Genomic DNA, 22,552 nt, shown 5'->3' on the forward strand with positions numbered 1-22,552 from the left:
CGACCCTAGCCGAGCCCAGGGGACCCTAGTCCGCACGGCGGTGGCGGGGCCCGGCCCCCCGCCCGCTCCCGTCGCGGGAGCGCACGCGCACCACCACGTACACCGCGACCGCGAGGAGGACGAGGGCCAGGACCGCCTTGGAGAGGAGGCCCACGTACGTCTCGACCGCGTCCCACTGGTCGCCGAGCCAGTAGCCCGCCATGACGAGGACGGTGTTCCAGACCAGGCTGCCCAGCGTGGTCAGGGCGAGGAAGACCGGCAGGCGCATGCGTTCCACTCCGGCCGGTACGGAGATCAGGCTGCGGAAGATCGGCACCATCCGGCCCAGGAGCACGGCCTTGGTGCCGTGCCGGGCGAACCACGCCTCGGTCTTCTCCAGGTCGGAGCTCTTCACCAGCGGCAGCCTCGCCCACAGGGCGTGCATGCGCTCGCGTCCGAAGAGCACCCCGATCCAGTAGAGGGCGGCGGCGCCGGTCACGGAGCCGAGCGTGGTCCAGAACAGCGCGGAGAACAGGCTGATCACGCCCTGCCCCGCGGCGAAGCCGGTGAGCGGCAGGATCACCTCGCTGGGCAGCGGCGGGAACAGGTTCTCCAGGGCGATGGCGAGCCCGGCGCCCGGTCCGCCAAGCACGTCGACGAGGTCGGCGGCCCAGCCCGCGATGCCCCCGGCGGGTTCCCGGGGGAGGGCGAGAGTCATGAGGTCCATGAAGGCAACGCTAGAAAGCGCAGGTCAGCGGCGGTATGGGGGTTGCCGTCGAGACAGGGTGCGGGAAACCACACCCCCAGAACGCGGCCTCACGCGAAAGGGCGTCCCCGGAAACCGGGAACGCCCTTTCGGCATTCGCAAGTGCGCCGCCAGGGACTCGAACCCCGGACCCGCTGATTAAGAGTCAGCTGCTCTAACCAACTGAGCTAGCGGCGCCTGCTGACTCATAAATAGTACCTGGTGCGCGGGGGTGCCTCCGACCACGCGCGCGCCGACCCCGTCCGCCCTAGATCGCCAGGGACAGCAGAACCGGCGTCGCCCCGCGGTTCAGCGTGTCCGCCGCCTCCCGCAGCCGGTGCGCGTGCTCGACCGGCAGGGAGAGGGCGAGGCAGCCCACCGCGGCGCCCGCGGTGATCGGCACCGCCGCGCACACCGTGCCGACCGCGTACTCCTGGAGGTCGAGGACCGGGACCGTCGCGGGCTGGCGGGCGAGGCGGTTGAGCAGGACCTGCTCGTTCGTGATCGTCCGGGAGGTGAGGCGGGCCATCTTGTGGCGGGAGAGGTGGTCCCTGCGGCCGTCCACGTCGAGCTGGGTGAGCAGGCTCTTGCCGACCGCGCTGGCGTGGGCGGAGGAGCGGAAGTCCACCCATTCGTTGACCGCGGGGGTGCGGGGGCCCGCGGCGAAGTCGGTGACGCGGACCTCGCCGTCCACGTAGCGGCTGATGTAGACGGCGGCGCCGATGGAGTCGCGCAGTCCGTCGAGGGTCTTGCGGAGCTTCTCGCGCAGCGCCTCGGCGTGGTGCTGGGCCGAGCCGAGGCGGCTGAGCGTCTCCCCGGTCACGTACGCACCGGCGCTCTCGCCGGTGAGCTGCTCCACGTACCCCTCGCTGCGCAGCATGCCGAGCAGGGGGACCAGCTGGGCCAGGGGGAGACCGGTGTCCCTGGCGATGCGGGCGGCGGTCACGCCGGTGCCGTGCCGGGCCACGGTCTCAAGGACTCGCAGGGCGCTCTGGACGGAGCGGTGCGGCGTGGTCGCCTCGTGCTTCAACGCCACGGCATCCCCCTGCGTGGAACGGTTCCGGACAGCTGGACTCGGTCCACGATAACCGTCAAGTGGCGCATTCGGAGCGACGGTTGAGGAGATTGGTGGCACGCTCCCGTCTGATCGGCGGGAACGCGCCACTTTGGCATATGCCCACGTCAAGCCCGGTGCGGGCTCACAGCACCGCGCTGAGGAACTCGCGGGTCCGCTCGTGCTCCGGCTCCGTGAAGATCTTCTCCGGGGTCCCGGACTCGATGACCCGGCCCGAGTCGAACATGAGCACCTGGTCCGAGATGTCCCGGGCGAAGTTCATCTCGTGCGTCACGCACAGCATCGTGATGTCCGTGGTGTGCGCGATGTCGCGGAGCACGTCGAGGACGCCCGCCACCAGCTCCGGGTCGAGCGCCGACGTCACCTCGTCGAGCAGCAGGACCTGGGGACGCATCGCCAGGGCGCGCGCGATGGCGACGCGCTGCTGCTGACCGCCGGAGAGCTGGGTCGGATAGGCGTCGCAGCGGTCGCCGAGCCCGACCAGGTCGAGCAGCTCGCGGGCCCGCACGTCGGCCTCGTCCTTGGACATGCCGAGGACGCTGACGGGCGCCTCGGTGATGTTCCTGAGCACCTTCATGTTCGGGAAGAGGTTGAACTGCTGGAAGACCATCCCGATGTTCTTGCGGACCTCGCGGACGTGCTTCTCGCCCGCGGGGACGAGCTTGCCGTTCTTCTCCTCGTGGGTGAGGTACTTGCCGCCCACCTTGATGGTTCCCTGCTCCGGCTTCACCAGCGTCATCAGGAGCCGCAGGATCGTGGTCTTGCCGGAACCGGACGGGCCGATCAGCGTCACGTGCTTGCCGGAGGCGACGGAGAAGTCCAGCTCGTCGAGGACGGTGTTCGAGCCGTAGCGCTTGACGACCTTGTCGAAGCGGATCAGCTCGCTGCCGTCGACGGCGGGGTTGGGGATTTCCTGGGAAGTGCTGCTGTCAGCGGACAAGGCGACGCTCCAAAACTCGCAGAAGAAGTGAGGCCGGGTAGGCGATGACGATGAAGGCGACACCGACCACGCTGATCGCCTCGTAGGTGAAGGTCGTCTGGCTGTAGCCTTGGGCCTGGCCCAGCATGTCGAGCGCGCCGATGGCGGACATCTGCGGCGACTCCTTCAGCATGACGATCACGTAGTTGCCGAGCGCGGGGATCACCCGGCGCACCGCCTGCGGCAGGATCACGGACGTCCAGGTGCGGCGCTTGGAGAGGCTGAGCGCGGTCGCCGCCTCCCACTGGCCGGCCGGTACGCCGTCGATGCCGGCGCGGTAGACCTCCGACGTGTACGTCGAGTAGTGCAGCCCGAGCCCGACGATGCCCGTGGTGAGCGGGGACATCGAGGGACCCCACTCCGGCACCACGTAGAACAGGAAGAACAGCTGCACCAGGAGCGGGGTGTTCCGGATGAACTCGGTGACGATCGTGACCGGCCAGCGGATCCACTTCTTCGGCGAGCGCTGGGCGACGGCCCAGACCAGGCCGAGGGAGAAGGCGATCAGGGTGCCGAAGAACAGCGCCTTGAGGGTGAGCTCCACGCCGTCCCAGAAGAGCGGCATGAAGTCGTCGACGTGATCCCAGTTCCAGTTCACTTGGCACCCCCCGTGCCGGTGACGGCATCGATCGTCGACTTGGAGCGCATCCCGCCGAACAGGCTCGTCTTCTCGGGCGTCTGGCCCACCCGCTTCTTGGCGTGCCGCTCCAGGAGCCGCATGCCGCGGGTGAGGACGAACGCGAAGACGAAGTACAGGGCGAGCAGCAGCGTGTAGATCGGCGCGCTCTCGCTCTTCACGAGCCGCAGCAGGTCACCGGCGAAGGTCATGTCGGCCACCGCGATGAGGGAGACGAGGGAGGTGCCCTTCAGGAGCTCGATGAGCAGGTTGTTGAACGGCGGGATCATCTCCGGCCAGGCCTGCGGCAGTTCGATGCGGCGCAGCCGCTGCGTGGGGGTGAAGTTCAGGGCGATGCCCGCCTCGCGCTGCGCGGGCGGCACCGCGGCGAGCGCGCCGCGCACGATCTCGGAGGCGTACGCCCCGTAGGTGATGCCGAGCGCGAGGATGCCCGCGAACATCGGCTGGAAGCTGATGTTGAAGACCGGCGGCACCGTGAACGCGATCCAGAACATGAAGACCAGCGACGAGGTGCTGCGGAAGATCTCGAAGTAGGCCCCGGCGAGGAACCGCACGATCCAGAGCCGGTTCGTGCGCAGCACGCCGATCGGGAAGGCGATCACGAAGGCGAGTGCCGCGCTGAGGAAGGTGACCTGGACGGTGATCCAGATGCCCGGCAGGAACCAGTTCCCGAAGAACTCCGACGACATCATGAGGAGGCGCCCTTCGCCGGGGGACACAGCCTGGTCACGGTGAGGTCCGTCATCTCGGCCTCGGTGAAGCCGAACTCCTTGACGATGCGCAGGAGTTCACCGCTCTTCTTGAGCTTGTGGAGCTCCCTGTTGAAGGCGTCCCGCAGGTTCTTCTCGGAGAGCCGGAAGGCGAAGCCGCCGGCGCCGTAGGCCGGCTTGCCGTCGACGACGGGCTGGAAGGGCTTCGTCGCCTCGACGCGCGGGTTGTTCTTGATCACCGTGCGGACGGTGACGTTGGTGCCGGCGAAGGCGTCCACCCGGCCCTGGGACACGGCGTCCATCCCCGCCACCTGGTCGGGCAGGACGAGCACGGACTTCACGCCCGCCGCCTTGGCGTAGTCGATCTCCGCGTAGGCGGTGCCGCTCGCCAGCCTCAGCCCCTTCTTGGCTATGTCCTCGTACCCCTTGATGCCGTGCGGGTTGCCCTTCTTCACGATGAAGGAGTCGAGCATGAGGTAGTCGGGGTCGGAGAAGAGGACCTGCTCGCACCGCGTCGGGTTGATGTACATGCCCGCCGAGACCACGTCGAACTGGCGCGCCTGCGTCAGGCCGGGGATCAGGGCGCCGAACTTCGTGGGCACCGCCTTGACCTCGGGCACCCCCAGGCGCGGGAAGATGACCTTGGCGATCGCCGGCGCCTCCCCGGTGACCTCGCCGTTCTCGTCGATGTAGCCGAACGGGACCTCGCCCGCGACACCGATCCTGACCGTACCGCTGTCGCGCAACCTGTCCAGCAGATCGCCCCCCTCAACCTTCCCCTCGTCGGGTACCCGGCTGCATGCCGAGACCCCGAAAGCGCCCAGAGCCGCTCCGCCCGCTCCGGTGAGCAGGGCGCGGCGGCGGACCGCTCTGCCGGTGAATCCCTCGTTGTTCCCAAGTGGTGGAGCCATGGGCGCGCGGCTACCCGGCTCGACGCGAGTTATGCCGATGAATTCCGGCCCCTGATGCAATCGTTGTCCTCTTGACCCGAGGAGGAGCATGGGACACATGCCAGAGCGATTCATCGAAGTCTCCCTCGCCAAGCGGGGAGTTCAGTGCACGGCAAAGCTGCTCGACGACCGGGCCCCGGTGACCTGCGCGGCGGTCTGGGAGGGGCTGCCACTCGGCTCGGACGTCTATCACGCGAAGTACGCGCGCAATGAGATCTATGCCCTCTTCCCGGCCTTCGCGGACCGGGAGCCGCCCCTGGAGAACCCGACCGTCACTCCCATCCCGGGAGACCTCTGCTATTTCTCCTTCTCGGGCACGGAACTGGGCACCCAGGCGTACGGCTACGAGGCGGAGGCCGACGTGCGGGCGGGCACCACGGTCGTCGACCTCGCCCTGTTCTACGAGCGGAACAACCTGCTCCTGAACGGTGACGTCGGCTGGGTCCCCGGCATCGTCTGGGGCCAGATCGTCGAAGGCCTCGACCGGATGGCCGAGGCCTGCAACGACCTGTGGCGCGCGGGCGCACAGGGAGAAACATTGAACTTCAAACGCGCCTGAGCGCCCCTCCCGTTCAGCTCACCACCGGCGCGGGCGGCGCGAGATCCGCGCTGCCCGCCTCGTACAGCGCGTGCGCCGCCCGCAGCACCACCGTGTCGGCGTGGCGCGCGCCCACGATCTGCACCCCGATGGGCAGCCCCTCGTCATCGACCCCGCAGGGCACCGTCGCTGCGGGCTGCTGGGTGAGGTTGAAGGGGTACGTGAACGGGGTCCAGCCCGTCCAGCGCCGGTGCCCGGAACCGCGTGGCGCCTCGATCCCCGCCTCGAACGCCGTGATCGGCAGCGTCGGCGTGACCAGCAGGTCGTACGTCGAGTGGAAGCGGCCCATGCGGCGTCCGAGGTCCATGCGCACGTCGACGGCCGCGAGGTAGTCCAGGGCGCTGTACCGCGCACCCTGCCCGCACACCTCCCGCAGCGCCGGTTCGAGCAACTCCCGCTGGGCGGGCGCCAGATGCTGCACGACGCGCGCCGCTCCGCTGAACCACAGGGTGTGGAAGGCCTCCACCGGCTCGGAGAAGTCGGGGTCGGCCTCCTCGACGTACGCGCCCCGCGCCGCGAGGGACTCGACCGCCCGCCGCACCGCCGCCGCGACCGCGGGCCGCACCGCGACCTGGCCGCCGAGCGAGGGGGAGTAGGCGACGCGCAGGCCGCGCACCCCGCCGTCCAGACCCGCGCGGAAACTGCCCGCCACCGCGCCCAGTTGGGACCAGTCACGGGCGTCGGGACCGGTGATGACCTCCATCATCAGCGCCGCGTCCGCCGCGTCCCGCGTCATCGGGCCCACGTGGGCGAGCGTCCCGAACGGGCTCGCCGGATACAGCGGCACGCGCCCGTACGTCGGCTTCATCGCGAAGATCCCGCAGAACGCCGCCGGGATCCGCACCGAACCCCCGCCGTCCGTGCCGAGCGACAGCGGACCCGCGCCGACCGCCACGGCGACCGCGCTGCCACCGCTGGAGCCGCCCGAGGTGCGCGACGTGTCGTACGGATTGCGGGTGATGCCGGTGCGCGGACTGTCCGTGACGCCCTTCCACCCGAACTCCGGGGTCGTGGTGCGGCCGATGAACACCGCGCCGTGCTCGCGCAGGCGGGCGACCGAGGGGGCGTCCTCGTTCCACTTGCCCTCCGGGCCGACGGTCCTCGAACCGCGCAGGGTCGGCCCGCCGCGCATCAGGAGCAGGTCCTTCACCGTCACGGGAACGCCGTCCACAAGGCCCTGCGGCTCGCCCCGCCGCCACCGCAGTGCACTGGCCTCGGCCTGCGCCAACGCCGTCTCCGGTTCGATCCGCACGAACGCGTTCACCGCCGGCTGGGTCTCCTCGGCCCTGCGCAGCGTGGCGCGGGCCGCGTCGACCGGGCTGAATTCGCCCTTGCGGTAGCCGTCCACGAGTTGTACCGCGGTGAGATCCGTGAGCTCGGTCATGCACGCTCCTCAGAAGGCAGACGGGGGTGGGGGTGAGGCGTGATCAATGCCCTGGGACATAGCCGCGTTCCTTGTCGACCACGTTCGCCAGCGGCCGTCCCGCCTCCCACGCCTCGTACAACTCGACGAACTGGGCGCCCAGTTCGTCTCGCCAGCCGATCGTGTCGCCGCTCATGTGGGGGGAGACGAGCAGCCCGGGGGCCATCCACAGCGGGCTGTCCGCGGGCAGCGGCTCGTGCTCGAAGACGTCGAGGGCCGCGCCCGCGATCCACCGCCCGGCCAGCGCCGCCACCAGGTCGTCCTCGACGACGAGCGGGCCGCGGCCGATGTTGACGAAGCGCGCGGAGGGCTGCATGACGCCGAAGCGCCGCGCGTCGAACATGCCGCGCGTGTCGTCCGTGAGCGGCGCCGCGCACACCACCCAGTCGGCGCGCGCGAGGAGCCGGTCGAGGTCGTCGGGCCCGTGCACACCGGCGCGGGAGGTGCGGCCCACCAGCGCCGTGGTGATGCCCAGCGCCGTCAGGGTCCGCGCGATCGCCCGCCCGATGGGCCCCGAGCCGACGACGCACGCGCGCGTGCCCGCGATCCGCCGTGTCTCGCGGTGTCGCCAGGAGCGCTCGCGCTGCAGCTCCAGGGTGTGCGGCAGGTCCTTGGCCATGGCGAGGACGAGCGCCGCGACGTACTCCGCGATGGGCTGGTCGAAGACGCCGCGCGCATTGGTCACCACCGCGTCGGACGCGGCGAGTTCGGGGCACATCAGATGGTCCACGCCCGCGCTCGCGGTGTGCACCCAGCGAGGTCTCGGCCCCTCGCCGGGCCAGGCGCGGCGCACCGCGTCCGAGGAGAAGTCCCACACGAGCAACACGTCGGCGAGCGGCAGCCGCTCGGCCAGCGTGGCCCCATCGGCGTGCAGGACGCGGGCGCGTCCGGTCAGGCTGCCGAGCCGCGGCGGGGGCGCGGGGGGTGCGGCGTCAAGGACAAGAACGGTCGTTTCGGACGTCGAGGGGAAACCGTTTCGCAATGAGGTTCCGCTTCCCGGTCAGAGGTACGGCCACGCCGCGTCGGAAACTCGACCCGGCCGTCTGAGATGTGCGGATTGACCACGCTCGCACCCGAACCTACCTTCGTCAACAGAGGCACTGCTGTACCGGCAGTGCGGCGAACCAGTACTCTCCGTGCAGCCGCTCTCACACTCTGTGCGGTACGTCCGCGCAGTATCCCCGTCCCGACGTCCCGGCGCGTCGCCGGCATCGCTCGTCCCGGCCCCCGGCCGGTCCCTGAACCCACGCACGAACTTGGGGACTGTTCATGGACGTCTCTTTCCTCGGCGGACCGCACCCTCAACGAGGTGTAGGTGTCGTTGCCCCTTTCGACTTCGTCCTCGACCGCGAACTGTGGCGGTGGATCCCGGACGAGATCTCGCTCCATCTGACCCGTACGCCGTACGTGCCCGTCGAGGTCAGCCTCGACCTGGCGCGCCTGGTCAGCGAGCACGAGACGCTCGCCGAGGCGGTCCGCGCGCTGACCGCCGCCGAGCCCGAAGTCCTCGCGTACGCCTGCACTTCGGGCAGTTTCGTCGGCGGCATCGCGGGCGAGCGCGCGATGTGCGAAGCCATGACGCGGGAGGGCGCGGTCGCCTCGGTGACCACCTCCGGCGCCCTCCTGGAAGCCCTCGACGAACTGGGCGCGCGGCGCATCGCGCTGGTCACGCCCTACACCTGGTCGGTGACCCAGTCCCTGGAGGAGTACCTGGGCGAGGCCGACGTCACCGTCGCCACGCGCGCCTACCTCGGACTCACCCGGCACATCTGGAAGGTGCCCTACCGGGACGTGGCGGACATGGCGCGGCGGGCGGTCCGGAGCAGGGGCGGCGACGTCGACGCCCTGTTCATCAGCTGTACGAACCTCCCGACGTACGACGTCATCCCGCAGCTGGAAGCGGAGCTGCGGATGCCGGTGATCTCCGCGAACCAGGTGACGATGTGGTCCGCCCTGCGTCGGCTGGGTACGCGTGCGGTAGGGCCCTATCAGGCACTGATCGATCCGACGGCACGGCCGGGCGCGATCCCGTTCGAGCCGCCGGCCCCGCCGCAGGGCCTGCCCGAAGTACCACCCGCAGAAGGAGGAGGCTGGACGTGACGGCACTCGGATTTCTCTACCCGGGGCACTCGGCCGAGGACGACTACCCCCGCATGGAGCAGATGCTCGGCAGCGACGTCCGGCTGCAGGTCGTCCACACGGACATCGGCGAGGACGCGCACCGGGTCGACGCGCTCCGCGAGATGGGCGCGGGCCCGCGGCTCGCCGCGGGCGTCGAGGAACTGCGGCTCTCCGGCGCCGAGGCGGTGGTGTGGGCGTGCACCAGCGCCAGCTTCGTCTTCGGCTGGGAGGGCGCGCACGACCAGGTGCGCGAGCTGGCTCTGGCCGCGGGGCTGCCCGCGTCGTCGACCTCGTTCGCCTTCGCGCACGCCGCGCGCGAGGTGGGCGCGGTCCGCGTCGCGGTCGCGGCCACCTATCCCGAGGACGTGGCCGCACACTTCTCGGCGTTCCTGAAGGCATCGGGGGCGGAGGTCGTCTCGGCGCGGGGCAGCGGCATCATCACGGCGGCCGAGGTCGGCACGTGGGGCCGCGACGAGGTGCTCGCCCTGGCCCGCGACGGTGACCACCCGGACGCCCAGGCGGTGCTCCTGCCGGACACGGCGCTGCACACGGCCGCGTACGTCGCCGACCTGGAATCCGCGCTCGGCAAGCCGGTCCTGACGGCCAATCAGGTCACCGTCTGGGAGGCCCTGCGGCTGGCCGGGCGCAGGGTCAACGCGCCGGCCCTCGGGCACCTCTTCACGAAGGAGCCGCTGGTCCAGGTCAAGGACTGAGGATCAGCCTGACCACCGTTAACGTCTGGACCGACCCGGAGACGTAATAGAGGACGATGGCGCCGTCGACCGTCGCCTCGCGGCGGTCGGGGTCGTCCCGTACGGGAGTGGAGCCGTAGCCGTACGGGTCCCGGCCCAGGGTCCGGGTCAGCGCGGCGCGGAAGGCGTCGGCGTCGCCCATCTTGGCGAGGGTGTCGTCGGCGGGCGGCGCGTAGGTGACGCGGTGCGTCCTGCGGTGACGAGGGCTCACGACGTGCCCCGCCTCTCCGCCTCGTCGGAGGCGAGCCGGGCGAGGCGGGCCTCGGCGTCGGGATCGGGCACGGCCTCCAGCATCCAGTGCCGCATCACGGCGTGGATCTCGTCGACCCCCGCCGCGTTGATGGCCCGGTCGAACTCGGTGCGCCGTCCCTCGGGCAGGGCGGCGCGGATGTCCGGGATGGTGTTGGGCACTTCGACCTCGACTCCGTCGACGAGGGTCTTCAGGGGATCAGCCATGGTCTGCACGGTAGCGGGGAATAAAACGGAGTGAGCCTCCTGTTATGGGTCCCGTAGCCACGAGAGCCACGAGACGACGTACGCACGCAGTGCAGGAGGCACCCCAAGTGACAGTGGACCCGACCAGCGACGGCATCCGCGGCGAGCGGCACGGCACCGCGCCCGTGCCCCTGTCCGTGCTCGACCTCGTCACCGTCGGCGCGGGGCGCACCGCCACCGACGCGCTGCGCACCAGCGTGGAGATCGCCAAGCTGGCCGAGGCCCGCGGCTACCACCGCTACTGGGTCGCCGAGCACCACTCCATGCCCGGCGTCGCCTCGTCCTCCCCTGCCGTGATCCTCGCCCACCTCGCCGCCCACACCGGCCGCATCCGGCTCGGCTCCGGCGGCGTCATGCTGCCCAACCACGCGCCGCTCGTCATCGCCGAACAGTTCGGCACGCTGGAGGCGATGGCCCCGGGCCGCGTCGACCTGGGCCTCGGCCGCGCGCCCGGCACGGACGGCGCGACCGCCGCGGCGCTGCGCCGCACGGACCGCCTGAACGAAGGCGCCGACGACTTCCCCCAGCAGCTCGCCGAGCTCACCCGCTTCCTGGACGACGACTTCCCCGACGGCCACCCCTACCGGCGCATCCACGCCGTCCCCGGGCCCGTCCAGGCCACCTCGCCCGGTGGCGTCCAGTCCACGCACCGCCCGCCCCTCTGGCTGCTCGGCTCCTCCGGCTTCAGCGCGCGCCTCGCCGGGGCGCTCGGCCTGCCATTCGCCTTCGCGCACCACTTCTCCGCGCAGAACACGATTCCGGCGCTCGACCTCTACCGCGAGTCGTTCAAGCCCTCCGCGCTCCTGGACGCCCCCTACGCCCTCATCGGCGTCTCGGCGCTCGCGACCGACGACGAGAACGAGGCCCGGCGCCAGGTCATGGCGGCCGCCCTGAACATGGTCCGCCTGCGCACCGGCCGCCCCGGCCTCGTCCCCACCCCCGAGGAGGCGGCGGCGCACGAATTCACCGAGATGGAGCGGGAGTTCGTCCACTCCTGGAACTCCAACGTCATCCACGGCACCGCGGACCAGGTCCGCACGGGCCTGGACGACCTCGCGAAGCGGACGGGGGCGGACGAGCTGATGATCACGGGGAACGCGCACGGGGGTGAGGTGCGGGTGCGGTCTTATGAACTCATCGCGAACGCATACGGGTTGCCTGGCTAGGCGAGCTGGCGGGGTTGGGGGCAGGGGGGCTGTAGGGGTTCGGGTGCGGGTCGTGGGGGGCTGCGCGCAGTTCCCCGCGCCCCTTGGGGGGTGGCCTGTGGGTTTTCAGGCTCGGGTTGTGTGGGGCTGGTCGCGCAGTTCCTCGCGCCCCCTGGGGGGTGAACGTGTCGCTGTCGGGTGCGGGTTGTTTGTGCTTGCTCGCGCAGTTCCCCGCGCCCCTAGGGGGTGGCCTGTGGGTTTTCGGGTGCGGATTGGGTGTGGTCGCTCGCGCAGTTCCCCGCGCCCCTTAGAGGGGGCGAACGTGTCGCTGTTGGGTGCGGGGCGTATGTGTTCCTCGCACCCCTCATGGGGCCGCAGGCCCCTCCAAGGGGCGCGGGGAACTGCGCGAGCAACCCGCGACGGGCCGCACCCGCCGGTGGCGCTGCGGGGGCAGGGCGCGGGGCGTTCTTTCAGCGACCCGGGACTGGCCGCACCCGCCCGCGCCGCTGAGGCGGCAGGGCGTGGGGCGTTCTTTCAGGGGCGCGGGGAACTGCGCGACCAGCCCCCTGCGAGCCGCACAGGCCCACGCACAGACCCCCACACAGAACCCCGCCCCCCCCTACGACGCACCCCGCAACAGTACGGAGATACGATCCGCCGCAACGGGGCGGGAGTACAGCCACCCCTGCCCCGTATCGCACCCGATCTTCCGAAGCCGCGCAGCCTGAGACGCAGTCTCCACGCACTCCGCCACCACCGTGAGCCCCAGCCGATGCGCGAGCTGGACCATCGCCTCCACGATCACCTCGTCGGCGCGATTCGTGTGCGCCTCCCCCTCCTCGTACTGGAAACCCCGCACGAAGGAACCGTCCAGCTTCAGTACGGAGACCGGGAGCCGGCTCAGGTACGCCAGGTTCGAGTAGCCCGTCCCGAAGTCGTCGATGGCGATCCGCACCCCCATGTCGCTGAGCGCCTGCAGGGCCTGCAGCGGCCGCCCCGCCGAGCCCATGACGGCGGACTCGGTGAGCTCCAACTGCAGGAGACGCGCGGGGAGTCCGGTCTCGGCGAGGATCTCCGCGACGTCCGCGACCAGGTCGGAGTCCCACACCTGCCGCACCGCCACGTTGACGCTGACGAACACGGGCTCCCGCTCCGGATGCTCCAGCTGCCAGGACCGCGCCTGCCTGCAGGCACTGCGCAGCACCCAGCGCCCCAGCTGCACGATCGACCCGTCCTCCTCCGCCAGTCCGATGAACCGATTCGGCGTCAGGAGACCGAACTGCGGATGCTGCCACCGCACCAGCGCCTCGACCCCGTGCACGCCCTCGTCGTCGAGCCCCACCAGCGGCTGGTAGTCCAGGACGAACTCGCCCCGCTCGACGGCGGGCCGCAGTGAGCTGGCGAGCGCCTGGCGGGTCATGCGGTGGGCGTTGCGTTCGGGGTCGAAGAGCGTCCAGCGGGCCTTGCCGTCCGTCTTCGCCCAGTACAGCGTGGTGTCGGCGGCCTGCATGAGCCCCGTCGTGGTGGTGCCCGCGGCGCGGCGCTCCACGACGCCGATGGACGCGGAGACGGAGAGCCGCTGCCCGGACAGGTCGAACGGCTCCTGCAGCGCCGCCAGCGTCGTGTCGGCGAGGTCCACCAGCTGGTCCGTGCCGGTGGAGTCCTCGACGAGCAGCGCGAACTCGTCGCCGCCCAGGCGCGCGACCAGCGGCGCCGCCGACCTGCCGTACCCGGCCCGGTCCGCGCAGCGGGTGAGCCGTTCCGCGACGGCGGCGAGCAGCCGGTCGCCGACCCGGTGGCCGAGGGTGTCGTTGACCGCCTTGAACCCGTCGAGGTCGAGATAGCAGAGCCCGATCCGTCCGGTGCTCGTGTCGTCGTACGTCCCCGCTTCGAGCGCCGAGGCGAGGCGCTCGAAGAAGAGGTTGCGGTTGGGCAGCCGGGTCACCGGGTCGTGCATCTGCACATGGCGCAGCCGGGCCTGCAGCTCGCGGCGCGCGCTGATGTCGGTGGCGGAGAGGAGAGCGGCCCCGCCCGCACCGCGCCCGACGGCTCCGCCCGCACCGCGCCCCGCGGACTCCGGCATCGGCGAGACGGTGATCTGGACCCACAGCGAGTGCCCGTCGGGGTGCTTCAGGCGCCGGGTGCAGCGCAGCCTGGCCTGCCGCCCGCGCAGCACCTCGCGGTACGCGTGCCAGGTGCGGGCGTCGGAGCTCAGGTCGATCAGCTCGGCGGCGACGCTCCCGGTGAGCGCCCCGGGGGCCGCGCCGAAGAGGGCGGCAAGGGCGTCGTTGGCACTGAGGACCAGGCCCTCGCCGTCGACGACGGCGAGGGGCAGGGGCGCGGCCGCGAAGGCGGCGCGGTAGTCGGACCGCGCCGTGCGGCGACGCTCCGTGACACCGGCCCGGGTTCCGGGCGCTGTGACCGTCGTGGGGGTGGGCCCTTCGGACGTTCCGTTCACCGCTGGCTCCCGCAGTGCAGTTTGTTCTCGAACAGGTCTCGTCGGGCGCCCGGCTGAGGGCGGGCGGTGGTGTGGAGGCCGGGCCCGCGCAGGAAAGTGTGCCGATCATAGAGGTCGCCCCGCGGCCCCTTCCAGCCGTATCACCGGGTCGAGTGGGGCGCGCGGCCCTCGGCAGATCGTTTCTGCTCGGCCCTGAACTGGTTGCGCTGCGACCCGATCGCTTGTGACGTTCCGTGAGCGTTCGGGGTGTCGCCCTCCTCCCTCCTCCTCACTCGGAAGGGCCAGACAAACAGGGCGTACTTCAACAAAACATCACAAGGTGGGTGGGGTGTCCCGCATTCCGCACCCGGAGGTCGACGTGCCGCGTCAGCTCCCCCCTAGGGGACTCACCCGTGGAGGGGAGAACTCCCGTCTGCGCAGCACCGCCGCCCTGCTCACCTCGCTGACCGCCCTGGCCGCCACCTCCCTGGTCGCGGGCCCCGCCATCGCCGAGCCCACCGCGGGTCCGTGCGCCCTGCGCCGCACCACCGCGCACCACTCGGAGGGCCTCGACACCTGGAACACCGCCTACCCGCGCCCCGTCAGGAACCTGAACGCGGTGATGGTGTTCCTCTCCTTCCCCGACTCCCCGCCCCTGTCCACGCCCGGGGAACTGGCCGCCGACTACTTCCCGGCCACCAGCCAGTTCTTCGAACGCGCCTCGTACGGAAAGTTCCGGCTGACCCCGCATCCGCAGCGCGAGTGGGTCAGGATGCCGCACGGCTCCCTCTCGTACGCCATACAGCGCGACTGGAACGCCAAGCGCCGTGCCGCCTATCTGCGCGACGCGGTGGCCGCGGCCGATCCGCAGGTCGACTTCTCGCGGTTCGACGTCGTCTACTTCGTCGCCGACCCGGACGCGCCGGGCGTCGACTCGGACGCCACGAAGGTGGTGAACTTCGACCGGCCGATGCGGGCCGACGGCACGGACATCCGCCGCATCGTCACCGTCTTCGAGCGGCACCCGCCCGACCGCAACGTCCTGGCCCACGAGACGGGCCACGTCTTCGACCTGCCCGACCTGTACCACCGGCCGACCGACGGCAAGGGCGACTGGGACACCCACGTCGGCGACTGGGACGTCATGGGCAGCCAGTTCGGCCTCGCCCCCGACCTCTTCGGGTGGCACAAGTGGAAGCTGGGCTGGCTGGAGGGGCGACAGGTGCGGTGCGTGGCGGCGGGGACGGAGCGGCTGACCCTGGACCCGCTGGCGGCACCGCAGGCGCCCGGCGCCCTCGGCGGCACCCGGCTCGCCGTGGTCCGCACGGGCCGGGGCTCCGCGCTCGTCCTGGAGGCGCGCGGCTCCCTCGGCAACGACCGCGCGACGTGCACGGAGGGAGTGCTCCTCTACGAGGTACGGAACGAGGCGCCGTCGGGCGGCGGCCCCGTCGAGGTGGTCGACGCCCACCCGGACTCCGGCGCCTGCTGGGGCGAATCGGTGTACCCGCAGCTGGCGGACGCCCCGGTGCGGGCGGGGGAGAGCTTCACGGTGCCCGGTGAGGACGTACGCGTGGAGGTGGCGGGGCGGACGGCCTCCGGAGCCTGGACGGTGCAGGTCACGACGGGCTGAGGGCCTGCCCTTGAACCGGTCTGCCGTACGACAGGCGCCCGCACACGCAAGGCGCACACGCAAGAAGCCCCTCGCTCTCGCGAGGGGCTTCTCACCGTCTGTGCGCCGCCAGGGACTCGAACCCCGGACCCGCTGATTAAGAGTCAGCTGCTCTAACCAACTGAGCTAGCGGCGCCTGCTGACGTCGTAGACCTTAGCACTCTGATCGCCGCCAGGAAAAATCGATATGCGCACGGCGGAGGAGGTCGCCGACCTGGCCGCCCGGACACAGGCCCAGAGCATTACCTCGGGCCCCGGCAGCCAGGGGTGACGGGTGTCGGGGGCGACCAGCCAGCGGGATCCGAGGTGCCCGCCGGGTACCGGGTCCGGGGCGCCGGCGGCCGTGAGCGGCGGCACGGTGACCGCGTCGCCGGTGCCGTGGCAGAGGACGGACGGGACGGCGGGGCCCCACTCCTCCCACTCCAGGAGGGCGGGCAGGCGCTGGGCGGTGCCGGGGGCGGCGAAGAGCAGGACGCGGCCGCGGTGGGCGGCTACCGGCCCCGAGCCGGGCCCTTCCGCCCATAACCGGTCGAGCATCCGCCGCCCGAAGACCGCGGGGACGCTCACGACGTCGAAGGCGGAGCCGCAGGGGAGCACGGCGGGGGCGGCGGGCGCGCTCCGCCAGAGGGCGAGGGCGCTGCGCGGATACGTCTCCGCGGAGGCGAGCCAGGCGGCCCCTTCGGCGGTGACGGCGGAGGCGTGGAGGGAAGCACTGCTCATGACAGGAAGGTGTACCGGCGGTGAAGGTTCCCGTTCCGGGAGTTAGGGGAAACCGGGACAGAGGGGGGTGGAGGGGAGTACCTTGCCCTACTGGCATATGCCAGTAGCCGTCGCGGCACGCCTCCGCTCCGCTACCCCGGCTTCTCGGTGCCGCCGCGCAGCAGATCCCGGCCGAACTCGACCATCTTCCGCGCGTAGTCCTCGGTCCACTCCGCGCGCTCCGCGATGCTCGCGAGCGTCAGGCGGTCGAACCGGCGCGGGTCGGCGAGCTGGGCGGCCGCGATGGCCTGGAACTCGATCGACCGGTCCGTCGCGGCGCGGAACGCGTGGGTCAGCTCGGTCGCGCGGTCGAGGAGCTCGCGCGGGTCCTCCATCGACTCCAGGTCGAAGAAGTGCTCGGGGTCGCCGGTGGCTTCCGCGGGCTCGAAGAGCAGCGGCGCGGGGCGCATGCGCTGCTCGGTCCGGGGCCGCTCGGGCTCCGCCATGGTGTCTCCTCCTCGTGTACGGGCTGTCCGTCCGGTGCCCGGCCGACTCTTATTCTCCCTTGCCGCACAAGGGGGCGGGGGGCTGGGCGCCCCGCGCAACCGCCCACCCGCGGCCACGTCCGCGCCTCCTCGCGGCCCGCTCACGCAGTTCCCCGCACCCCTGCCGGGGACACGACCCGCACGAGCACCCCCAGCCGCACCACACGCGCTCCCCGCAGCCGCGTAGGCGGCTTGTCCAGGGGCGCGAGGAACGGCGCGAGCAACCCCAGCGGCCCGCAGCCGCATGGCGAGCACTCGTCGCAGGCGGGTGGGCGGCTCGTCCAGGGGCGCGGGGAACGGCGCGAGCAACCCCAGCGGCCCGCAGCCGCATGGCGAGCATTCGTCGCAGGCGGGTGGGCGGCTTGTCCAGGGGCGCGGGGAACTGCGCGAGCAACCCCAGCCCACCCGCAGACGCACCCGCCCCCGGCGCCCCGCGCCCCCCGCGCCCCCCCCTCAACGAGGCCACGACACCCGATGCTCCCCCAGCCGCGCGAACACCGCATGGTTCGCCTCCCACCCGTCGGGGAACTTCACCGTGACCCCCAGCTGAACCGGCTCCGTCGAGGGATGGTCGTCCAGGAGGGCGTCCACCCCGGCGCGGCAGACCACGATGCACGCGTGCCGGTGCCGCGAGGTCAGGACGCAGAGGCGGCCCGTCTCCAGGTGGAAGGCGGTCGCGTCGGGGCGGCCCGACAGCGGGTGCAGGACGACCGTCACGTCGTACTCACGGCCCTGCAGACGGTTCGCCGTGTCCACCGTGACATCGCTGACGCCCAGCTCGGCGAGGGCCGCACGGACCGCCGCCGCCTGGTCCCGGTGAGCCGTGCCGACGGCGACACGGTCGGCGGTGAGCGGCGCGGGCTCCGGACCGCGCTCCGACGTGGCGGCCCCGCCCCGGTCCAGGAGGCGGCGGACGACCTGGGCCAGCGCGCGCACCGCCTCGGGATCCGTACGCGGCGTATTGCGCGCGGGCAGCTCGAGCAGGCCCCAGCCCGACAGCGCCGCCTCGTCGATCACCCGGTCCGGGGCCGACCCGTCCGACGGCACCGCGAAGCTCAGCGCACGGTCCTCGTGCCCCGTGCCGCTGCGGAACGGCGTGTACGGGTAGAACGCGTCGGAGACGAGGGGCGCGGCCGACGCGGGCAGCCGCCAGGACACCGGCAGGCGGTGCTGCGGCAGCTCGGGATTGTGGGCGAGCAGCGTCGTCACGGCGGACGCCGACGGGTCGTACGAAAGACCGGCCCACTGCTCCGCGCCGACGATCGAGAACGGGTCCAACTGCCCCGGGTCACCCACGAAGAGCGCCCGCTCGAAGAGCCCCGCCACGGCGAGCAGCGCGTCCGAACGCATCTGGTACGCCTCGTCGACGATGGCGTGGCCCCACGGCGCGTCCAGCTGGTCGGCCTTGACGTGCGCCCACTTCGCGGCCGTCGAGATGACGACGTCCAGACCCGCGAGGTCGCCCGCCTTGGTGGACTTGCGGACGTTCGCCAGGTCGTCGAGCGCCTTGTCGTACGGGTCGGGGTCGCTGCTGTGCAGGCGGCCCACCGGAAGCTCGGGGTCCTTCTCGGCGAGGCGCAGGACCAGGTCGTCCACCTGCGCGTTCGTCTGCGCGATGATCATCAACGGGCGCCCTGCCGCGGCCAGTTCACGCGCCGCGCGCACCACGAGCGTCGACTTCCCCGCGCCGGGTGGCGAGTCGACCACGACACCGCGGTGCGTGCCGTGCAGCGTGTCGTGGAGGATCGCCTCCGTGGCGCGCGCCGCCTCGGCGCCCGGGTCGAAGGTGCCGCCCGCGGGCGGGCCCAGCTGCATCACAGGGTGTCCTCCGCGGTCACGGGGTCGGGGCGCTCGGGGTCGCCCGTGGGGTCGGCGGGCGGCCCGCCGTGCGTCCACGGGGTGGCCTCGGGGTCGGGCAGCTGGGGGCCGCCGCGCTGCTCGTGCTCGAAGAGGGTCCAGCAGATGCGGTCGCCCTTGGCGGGCACGGACCCCGGCTCGGGCTCCTTGCCGCGGCCCATCTTGTCGGTGAGGCGCAGCACGACGACGCCCTCCCCCTCGTACGCCACGAACTCCGCCGTCTGCGGTTTGCCCGCCAGGGAGCGGAACACCTTCGTGCGCTCGCCGAGATGCGGCCGGTCGTCCGTGCGGACGGTGACCAGGGGGCGCGGTCGCGGGCTCTTGGCCTCGTTGTACGCCATGACGACCTCCGTCACCTCACCGGCGAAGGCCTCGCCCGCGAGCCTGCGGCCTGCCATCACCAGAGGGTCGTCGAGGGCCTCCTGGGCGTCCAGGCGGGCCTGTTCGCGCTCGCGCGTGGCCAGCTTGTTGGCCGCGGTGACCGCGTCGTCGACGCGGGGCTGCGGCGGCTCGCCCGCCGTCACGCGGTCGCGGTGACCCGTGAACGACCAGCGGTCGCGGGTCCACCGGTCGGCGGCGCGCGGGGCCTCGGGCAGCGTGCACAGGGCGTCGAGCCCGCGCCACACGGCGTCCCAGGTGGGGCGGGTCCTGCTGTCGATCAGGGCGTGGATCTCCCGCTCGGCGGCGGTCAGCCCCGCGAGCCGCTCGTCGGCCTCCACGCCGTCCTCGGCGGCGGCCAGGGCGGTGCGCGCGCGGTCGTAGCGCTCGATGGCCGGGGCCAGCAGGTCGTTGTCGAACGCCGGGTCGGTGGCCGGGCCTGCGGGCGGGCACAGCAACTGGCCGTTCCCGTCGCGGCCCAGCTCGGCGCGGAGCGCGGCCTCGGCCCCCGAGGTGCCCTCCGGCGCCTCGATCCAGGCGAGCAGCGCGCCCAGGTGCTGGTCCTCCAGGCTGGACTGGCCGGTCGCCCAGTGCCGGGAGAGCAGCTCGGTCATGGCGACGAGCAGCGACGAGCCGGGCACGCGGGCGCGCTCCCCGAAGTGCGTGAGCCAGCGGCCGAGGAGGGGCACGCGGGGCGGCGCCGGATAGGGCGCGTCGGGGTCCTGCTCGGCGGTGCGGCGAAAGCGCATCGAACGGCCGAGGAGCCGCACGAACTCGATGCCCGCGCGGCTCGGGACGATCAGCTGCGGGGCGTCCGCGCAGAGTTCGACCTCGACCTTGACGCGCTTGCCGGTCTCCGGGTCGGTCTCGTTCCGCTCGGCCGTCTCGACCTCCTGCGCGAAGCCGTCCACGTACGGCAGGACGACCTCGGCGAGCTCCGCGAGGAACGCGAAGCGCAGGTCGCGGTCGCGGGGCTGCGGGACGGTCAGCAGCCGGGGGGAGGTGCGCTCGGTCCCGACGAGCGCGCCGAGCGGCGCACCGGTCTCGCCCGCGGTGATGAGCGGCACGAGGACGAGGGGCCGCTGCGAGACGTGCCGGTGCCGCACGGTGGCCCGAGGCTGGGCCCGCCCGCTACGCACGGCTTCGAGCCGCCCGAGACTGTCGATCAGAGACACGGGCGCACCTCCGGAAAACAAGGGTGGGTGGGTGGGAAAATCCCGCCGCGAAGCGGCAGGGCACCCAGCCGGGACACGACGGAAGCCCCACCCACCCGGGCGCCCGCCCAGGCGAGGCTCAGCACGACCCACCCCCCGAGGCGCCCACGCCAGCAACCGCCTCGCGCCGCAACCCCGCCGCCCTCCGCAGCGCCGCCACCGCCGGGTCCGCCGGATCGCCGGCCTCCCCCGCGGCCGCCGCCAGGACCTCCCCGATGGTCGTCAGACCGCCCAGCTCACCGCGGATCGAGCGCCCCAGGGACGTCACGTCGCCCTGCTCGCGGGCCCGGTCCCGGCAGTGGAAGGCCAGCTCGCAGGCGGCCAGGCACTCGGGCGCGTACGCCGCGGGGACCGCCTCGACCGCCGCGGTCAGCTCGTCCGCGGGGCGCCGTACGTCGAACGTGGTGCCCTCGGGGAGCTCCGCCGCGATGTCCTCGACGCGGGCCAGCCGGTCCAGCTGGCGGCGGGTCACCGACAGCTGCTTGTGGACGTCGATCGCGGACGCCGCCGGGAGGTTCGAGAAGTCCTTGGGGCAGACCAGGAGGACGTGGTCCCGGACGCGGGGGGCGGGGTCCATGCGTGCGGCGACCCGCTCCAGCGCCAGCGCGTACACCGCGGCCTGACGTGCGGCCGCGCCCACCTTCGCCGCGTCCGCGGAGCCGTCGATCATGGGGAAGGACTTGATCTCGACGACCGTCCAGGTGCCGTCCGGCTGGACCACCACGGCGTCCGGCTCAAGGAAGGCGGGCGTCCCCGCGACGTCCAGGGCCAGCATGGGGTGGTCCAGGAGCGTCCAGCCCCCGGACGCGGTGGCCTCCCGCAGCGCGAGCGCCGTGCGGGCCGCGCGGCCCTCGGGGCCCGCCGCCGACAGGTCGGGCACGGCGGAATCGCCGGGCACCGGTTCTGGGCCGCCGCCCAGATGCCCGTGGGTCAGGCGCAGCAGCTCGGCGCCGCCGTCGGCCTTGACCCGCGCCTCGAAGGCGTTGCCCCGGACGAACGCGAACTGGGACTGGCCGAAGCCGGAGGGGGAGCCGAGGGACTGCGCGAGCGCCGTCTTGTCGACGCCCGCGCCGTCGAGCAGCGCCCGCCGTCTGCACCCGGGGTTGGCCGCGAGCGCGGCCAGGGCACGGGCGTCCAGCGGCCGCGGGGGAAGGTCCGCGCCGCGCAGCTCAGTGAGCCGGTGCCGGAGCGCCGTCCCCGGCGTCGGCCGGTCGGCCGGCGTCGGCGGAGCGGGCACCCGGCTCGGCTCCGGCGGCGGCACTCTGCTTGCGCTGTCGGGGAATTCGCTCACCCGTCGAAGTCTGGCACCCGGCACTGACAATTGAGGACTCTGGGGCGGACGAGGCCGCCGAGGGCGGCAGGAAGCGTGCCCGCAGCCGGTTCATCACGGGCTCCGCGAGGCGCTGCACGGGCCGTACGAGCAGCAGTCCGACACCCATCACGGCGCAGCCCGCGACCGCGTCGAGGAAGTAGTGGTTGGCGGTGCCCATCACCACGATCGTCGTGATGAGCGGGTAGGCGACGGCGGCGGCCCGGGTCAGCGGCGAGCGTCCGTAGCGCCACAGCATCACGCCGCACCACAGGGCCCACCCCACGTGCAGGCTGGGCATGGCCGCGTACTGGTTCGTCATCCCGCCGAGGCCGCGGGGCGCGCTCGCCTCGCCGCCCCACCAGCCGAAGTCGCTGTACTGCGCCATCGTGTCGACGAAGCCGTGGCCCTTGCTGAGCAGCCGGGGAGGGCAGGTCGGCAGAAGCGTGAACCCGACCAGACCGATCATGGTGGAGATCATCAGCCACGCGCGTGCGGCGCGGTAGTGGACCGCGCGGCTGCGGAACAGCCAGATCAGAACGGCCGGCGTGACGAGATAGTGCAGCGAGGCGTACCAGAAGTCCGCGGGGACGCCGATCCAGGAGTTCGCCGTGAAGAGACGGTTCAGCGGGCTCTCCGCGTCGATCCGCAGGAACCGCTCGACCCGGAGGATGCCCAGGCCGTGGTCGACCGCACTGGCGACGTCACCCCGGACGACCAGCCGCCCGGCCGAGTACGCGGCGTACACCAGCACGATCAGCGGCAGCTCGGTCCACCAGCGAAGCCGGTGGACGGATATGCCCGTGGTGCCCGGCACGTCGGTCTTCGGCATCCG

General features: G+C 72.3%; 22 protein-coding genes and 2 tRNA genes. 5 read left to right on the forward strand and 19 right to left on the reverse strand.

The window, feature by feature from the left end:
• Positions 1–25: 25 nt before the first annotated feature.
• The 7 genes from ACZ69I_RS00580 to ehuB all read right to left on the reverse strand — a co-directional run bounded on the left by ACZ69I_RS00580 (position 26) and on the right by ehuB (position 5,036).
• The gene (locus ACZ69I_RS00580) at positions 26–706 is read right to left on the reverse strand and encodes a DedA family protein (protein ID WP_470829830.1); all 681 of its coding nucleotides are present in this window, start codon (positions 704–706) and stop codon (positions 26–28) included.
• A 142-nt stretch (positions 707–848) separates the two neighbouring features.
• Positions 849–922 (reverse strand) — tRNA-Lys (locus ACZ69I_RS00585).
• A gap of 70 nt (positions 923–992) precedes the next feature.
• Positions 993–1,760: an IclR family transcriptional regulator gene (locus tag ACZ69I_RS00590; RefSeq protein WP_467669759.1), complete on the reverse strand. Its 768-nt coding sequence runs from the start codon at positions 1,758–1,760 to the stop codon at positions 993–995.
• Positions 1,761–1,923: 163 nt separating this feature from the next.
• Positions 1,924–2,739, reverse strand: coding sequence for an ectoine/hydroxyectoine ABC transporter ATP-binding protein EhuA (gene ehuA / locus ACZ69I_RS00595; RefSeq protein ID WP_467669757.1), 816 nt, complete (start codon positions 2,737–2,739; stop codon positions 1,924–1,926).
• On the reverse strand, positions 2,729–3,376 hold the full coding sequence (gene ehuD, locus ACZ69I_RS00600; protein ID WP_467669755.1) for an ectoine/hydroxyectoine ABC transporter permease subunit EhuD: 648 nt from the start codon (positions 3,374–3,376) through the stop codon (positions 2,729–2,731). The genes ehuA and ehuD overlap by 11 nt, the downstream gene beginning before the upstream one ends.
• On the reverse strand, positions 3,373–4,107 hold the full coding sequence (ehuC, locus tag ACZ69I_RS00605) for an ectoine/hydroxyectoine ABC transporter permease subunit EhuC (protein WP_467669753.1): 735 nt from the start codon (positions 4,105–4,107) through the stop codon (positions 3,373–3,375). The genes ehuD and ehuC overlap by 4 nt, the downstream gene beginning before the upstream one ends.
• Positions 4,104–5,036, reverse strand: coding sequence for an ectoine/hydroxyectoine ABC transporter substrate-binding protein EhuB (gene ehuB / locus ACZ69I_RS00610; RefSeq protein ID WP_470829832.1), 933 nt, complete (start codon positions 5,034–5,036; stop codon positions 4,104–4,106). The genes ehuC and ehuB overlap by 4 nt, the downstream gene beginning before the upstream one ends.
• Before the next feature lie 97 nt (positions 5,037–5,133).
• On the opposite strand from ehuB, the gene ACZ69I_RS00615 reads away from it, so the two are divergent.
• On the forward strand, positions 5,134–5,634 hold the full coding sequence (locus tag ACZ69I_RS00615) for a DUF3830 family protein (RefSeq protein WP_467669749.1): 501 nt from the start codon (positions 5,134–5,136) through the stop codon (positions 5,632–5,634).
• A gap of 13 nt (positions 5,635–5,647) precedes the next feature.
• On the opposite strand, the gene ACZ69I_RS00620 is transcribed toward ACZ69I_RS00615, so the two are convergent.
• Positions 5,648–7,057, reverse strand: a complete 1,410-nt coding sequence (locus tag ACZ69I_RS00620) for an amidase (RefSeq protein WP_470829834.1) — start codon at positions 7,055–7,057, stop codon at positions 5,648–5,650.
• A gap of 43 nt (positions 7,058–7,100) precedes the next feature.
• Positions 7,101–8,078 carry a D-2-hydroxyacid dehydrogenase gene (locus tag ACZ69I_RS00625; RefSeq protein ID WP_470829836.1) on the reverse strand — a complete coding sequence of 326 codons (978 nt, stop codon included), beginning with the start codon at positions 8,076–8,078 and terminating at the stop codon, positions 7,101–7,103.
• A gap of 287 nt (positions 8,079–8,365) precedes the next feature.
• On the opposite strand from ACZ69I_RS00625, the gene ACZ69I_RS00630 reads away from it, so the two are divergent.
• Both ACZ69I_RS00630 and ACZ69I_RS00635 read left to right on the forward strand, forming a co-directional pair.
• A complete protein-coding gene (locus ACZ69I_RS00630) occupies positions 8,366–9,196 on the forward strand; it encodes a maleate cis-trans isomerase family protein (RefSeq protein ID WP_470829837.1) in 831 nt (276 codons plus the stop codon).
• Entirely contained in the window at positions 9,193–9,930 is a 738-nt protein-coding gene (locus ACZ69I_RS00635) for a maleate cis-trans isomerase family protein (protein ID WP_470829838.1), read from the forward strand. The genes ACZ69I_RS00630 and ACZ69I_RS00635 overlap by 4 nt, the downstream gene beginning before the upstream one ends.
• Here ACZ69I_RS00635 and ACZ69I_RS00640 read toward each other — a convergent pair.
• Together ACZ69I_RS00640 and ACZ69I_RS00645 are read right to left on the reverse strand one after the other, a co-directional pair.
• Positions 9,920–10,111, reverse strand: a complete 192-nt coding sequence (locus tag ACZ69I_RS00640; protein ID WP_467670818.1) for a hypothetical protein — start codon at positions 10,109–10,111, stop codon at positions 9,920–9,922. The genes ACZ69I_RS00635 and ACZ69I_RS00640 overlap by 11 nt on opposite strands.
• Positions 10,112–10,176: 65 nt before the next feature.
• Positions 10,177–10,425, reverse strand: coding sequence for a hypothetical protein (locus tag ACZ69I_RS00645; protein WP_467669739.1), 249 nt, complete (start codon positions 10,423–10,425; stop codon positions 10,177–10,179).
• A 113-nt stretch (positions 10,426–10,538) separates the two neighbouring features.
• Between ACZ69I_RS00645 and ACZ69I_RS00650 the strand changes: the two genes are divergently transcribed.
• Positions 10,539–11,630, forward strand: coding sequence for an LLM class flavin-dependent oxidoreductase (locus ACZ69I_RS00650; RefSeq protein WP_467670816.1), 1,092 nt, complete (start codon positions 10,539–10,541; stop codon positions 11,628–11,630).
• A gap of 598 nt (positions 11,631–12,228) precedes the next feature.
• On the opposite strand, the gene ACZ69I_RS00655 is transcribed toward ACZ69I_RS00650, so the two are convergent.
• On the reverse strand, positions 12,229–14,067 hold the full coding sequence (locus ACZ69I_RS00655) for a putative bifunctional diguanylate cyclase/phosphodiesterase (protein WP_470829840.1): 1,839 nt from the start codon (positions 14,065–14,067) through the stop codon (positions 12,229–12,231).
• 358 nt (positions 14,068–14,425) lie between these two features.
• Between ACZ69I_RS00655 and ACZ69I_RS00660 the strand changes: the two genes are divergently transcribed.
• Complete coding sequence (locus tag ACZ69I_RS00660) at positions 14,426–15,676, forward strand: M6 family metalloprotease domain-containing protein (RefSeq protein WP_470830627.1); 1,251 nt, start codon at positions 14,426–14,428, stop codon at positions 15,674–15,676.
• Positions 15,677–15,777: 101 nt separating this feature from the next.
• Here ACZ69I_RS00660 and ACZ69I_RS00665 read toward each other — a convergent pair.
• The 7 genes from ACZ69I_RS00665 to ACZ69I_RS00695 all read right to left on the reverse strand — a co-directional run bounded on the left by ACZ69I_RS00665 (position 15,778) and on the right by ACZ69I_RS00695 (position 22,549).
• Positions 15,778–15,851: transfer RNA gene (locus ACZ69I_RS00665), tRNA-Lys, on the reverse strand.
• Positions 15,842–16,435 (reverse strand): bifunctional DNA primase/polymerase, encoded by a 594-nt coding sequence (locus tag ACZ69I_RS00670; RefSeq protein ID WP_470829841.1) that lies wholly within the window; start codon positions 16,433–16,435, stop codon positions 15,842–15,844. Before ACZ69I_RS00670 ends, ACZ69I_RS00665 begins: the two co-directional genes overlap by 10 nt.
• A gap of 131 nt (positions 16,436–16,566) precedes the next feature.
• Positions 16,567–16,920, reverse strand: a complete 354-nt coding sequence (locus ACZ69I_RS00675; protein ID WP_467669733.1) for a hypothetical protein — start codon at positions 16,918–16,920, stop codon at positions 16,567–16,569.
• A gap of 492 nt (positions 16,921–17,412) precedes the next feature.
• Entirely contained in the window at positions 17,413–18,774 is a 1,362-nt protein-coding gene (locus ACZ69I_RS00680; protein ID WP_467669731.1) for an AAA domain-containing protein, read from the reverse strand.
• Positions 18,774–20,369 (reverse strand): hypothetical protein, encoded by a 1,596-nt coding sequence (locus ACZ69I_RS00685; protein WP_470829844.1) that lies wholly within the window; start codon positions 20,367–20,369, stop codon positions 18,774–18,776. Before ACZ69I_RS00685 ends, ACZ69I_RS00680 begins: the two co-directional genes overlap by 1 nt.
• A gap of 118 nt (positions 20,370–20,487) precedes the next feature.
• Positions 20,488–21,645, reverse strand: a complete 1,158-nt coding sequence (locus ACZ69I_RS00690; RefSeq protein WP_470829846.1) for a hypothetical protein — start codon at positions 21,643–21,645, stop codon at positions 20,488–20,490.
• Positions 21,578–22,549 carry a phosphatase PAP2 family protein gene (locus ACZ69I_RS00695; protein WP_470829847.1) on the reverse strand — a complete coding sequence of 324 codons (972 nt, stop codon included), beginning with the start codon at positions 22,547–22,549 and terminating at the stop codon, positions 21,578–21,580. Before ACZ69I_RS00695 ends, ACZ69I_RS00690 begins: the two co-directional genes overlap by 68 nt.
• Positions 22,550–22,552: the final 3 nt, after the last annotated feature.

Source organism: Streptomyces sp. NPDC036815 (assembly GCF_055609205.1).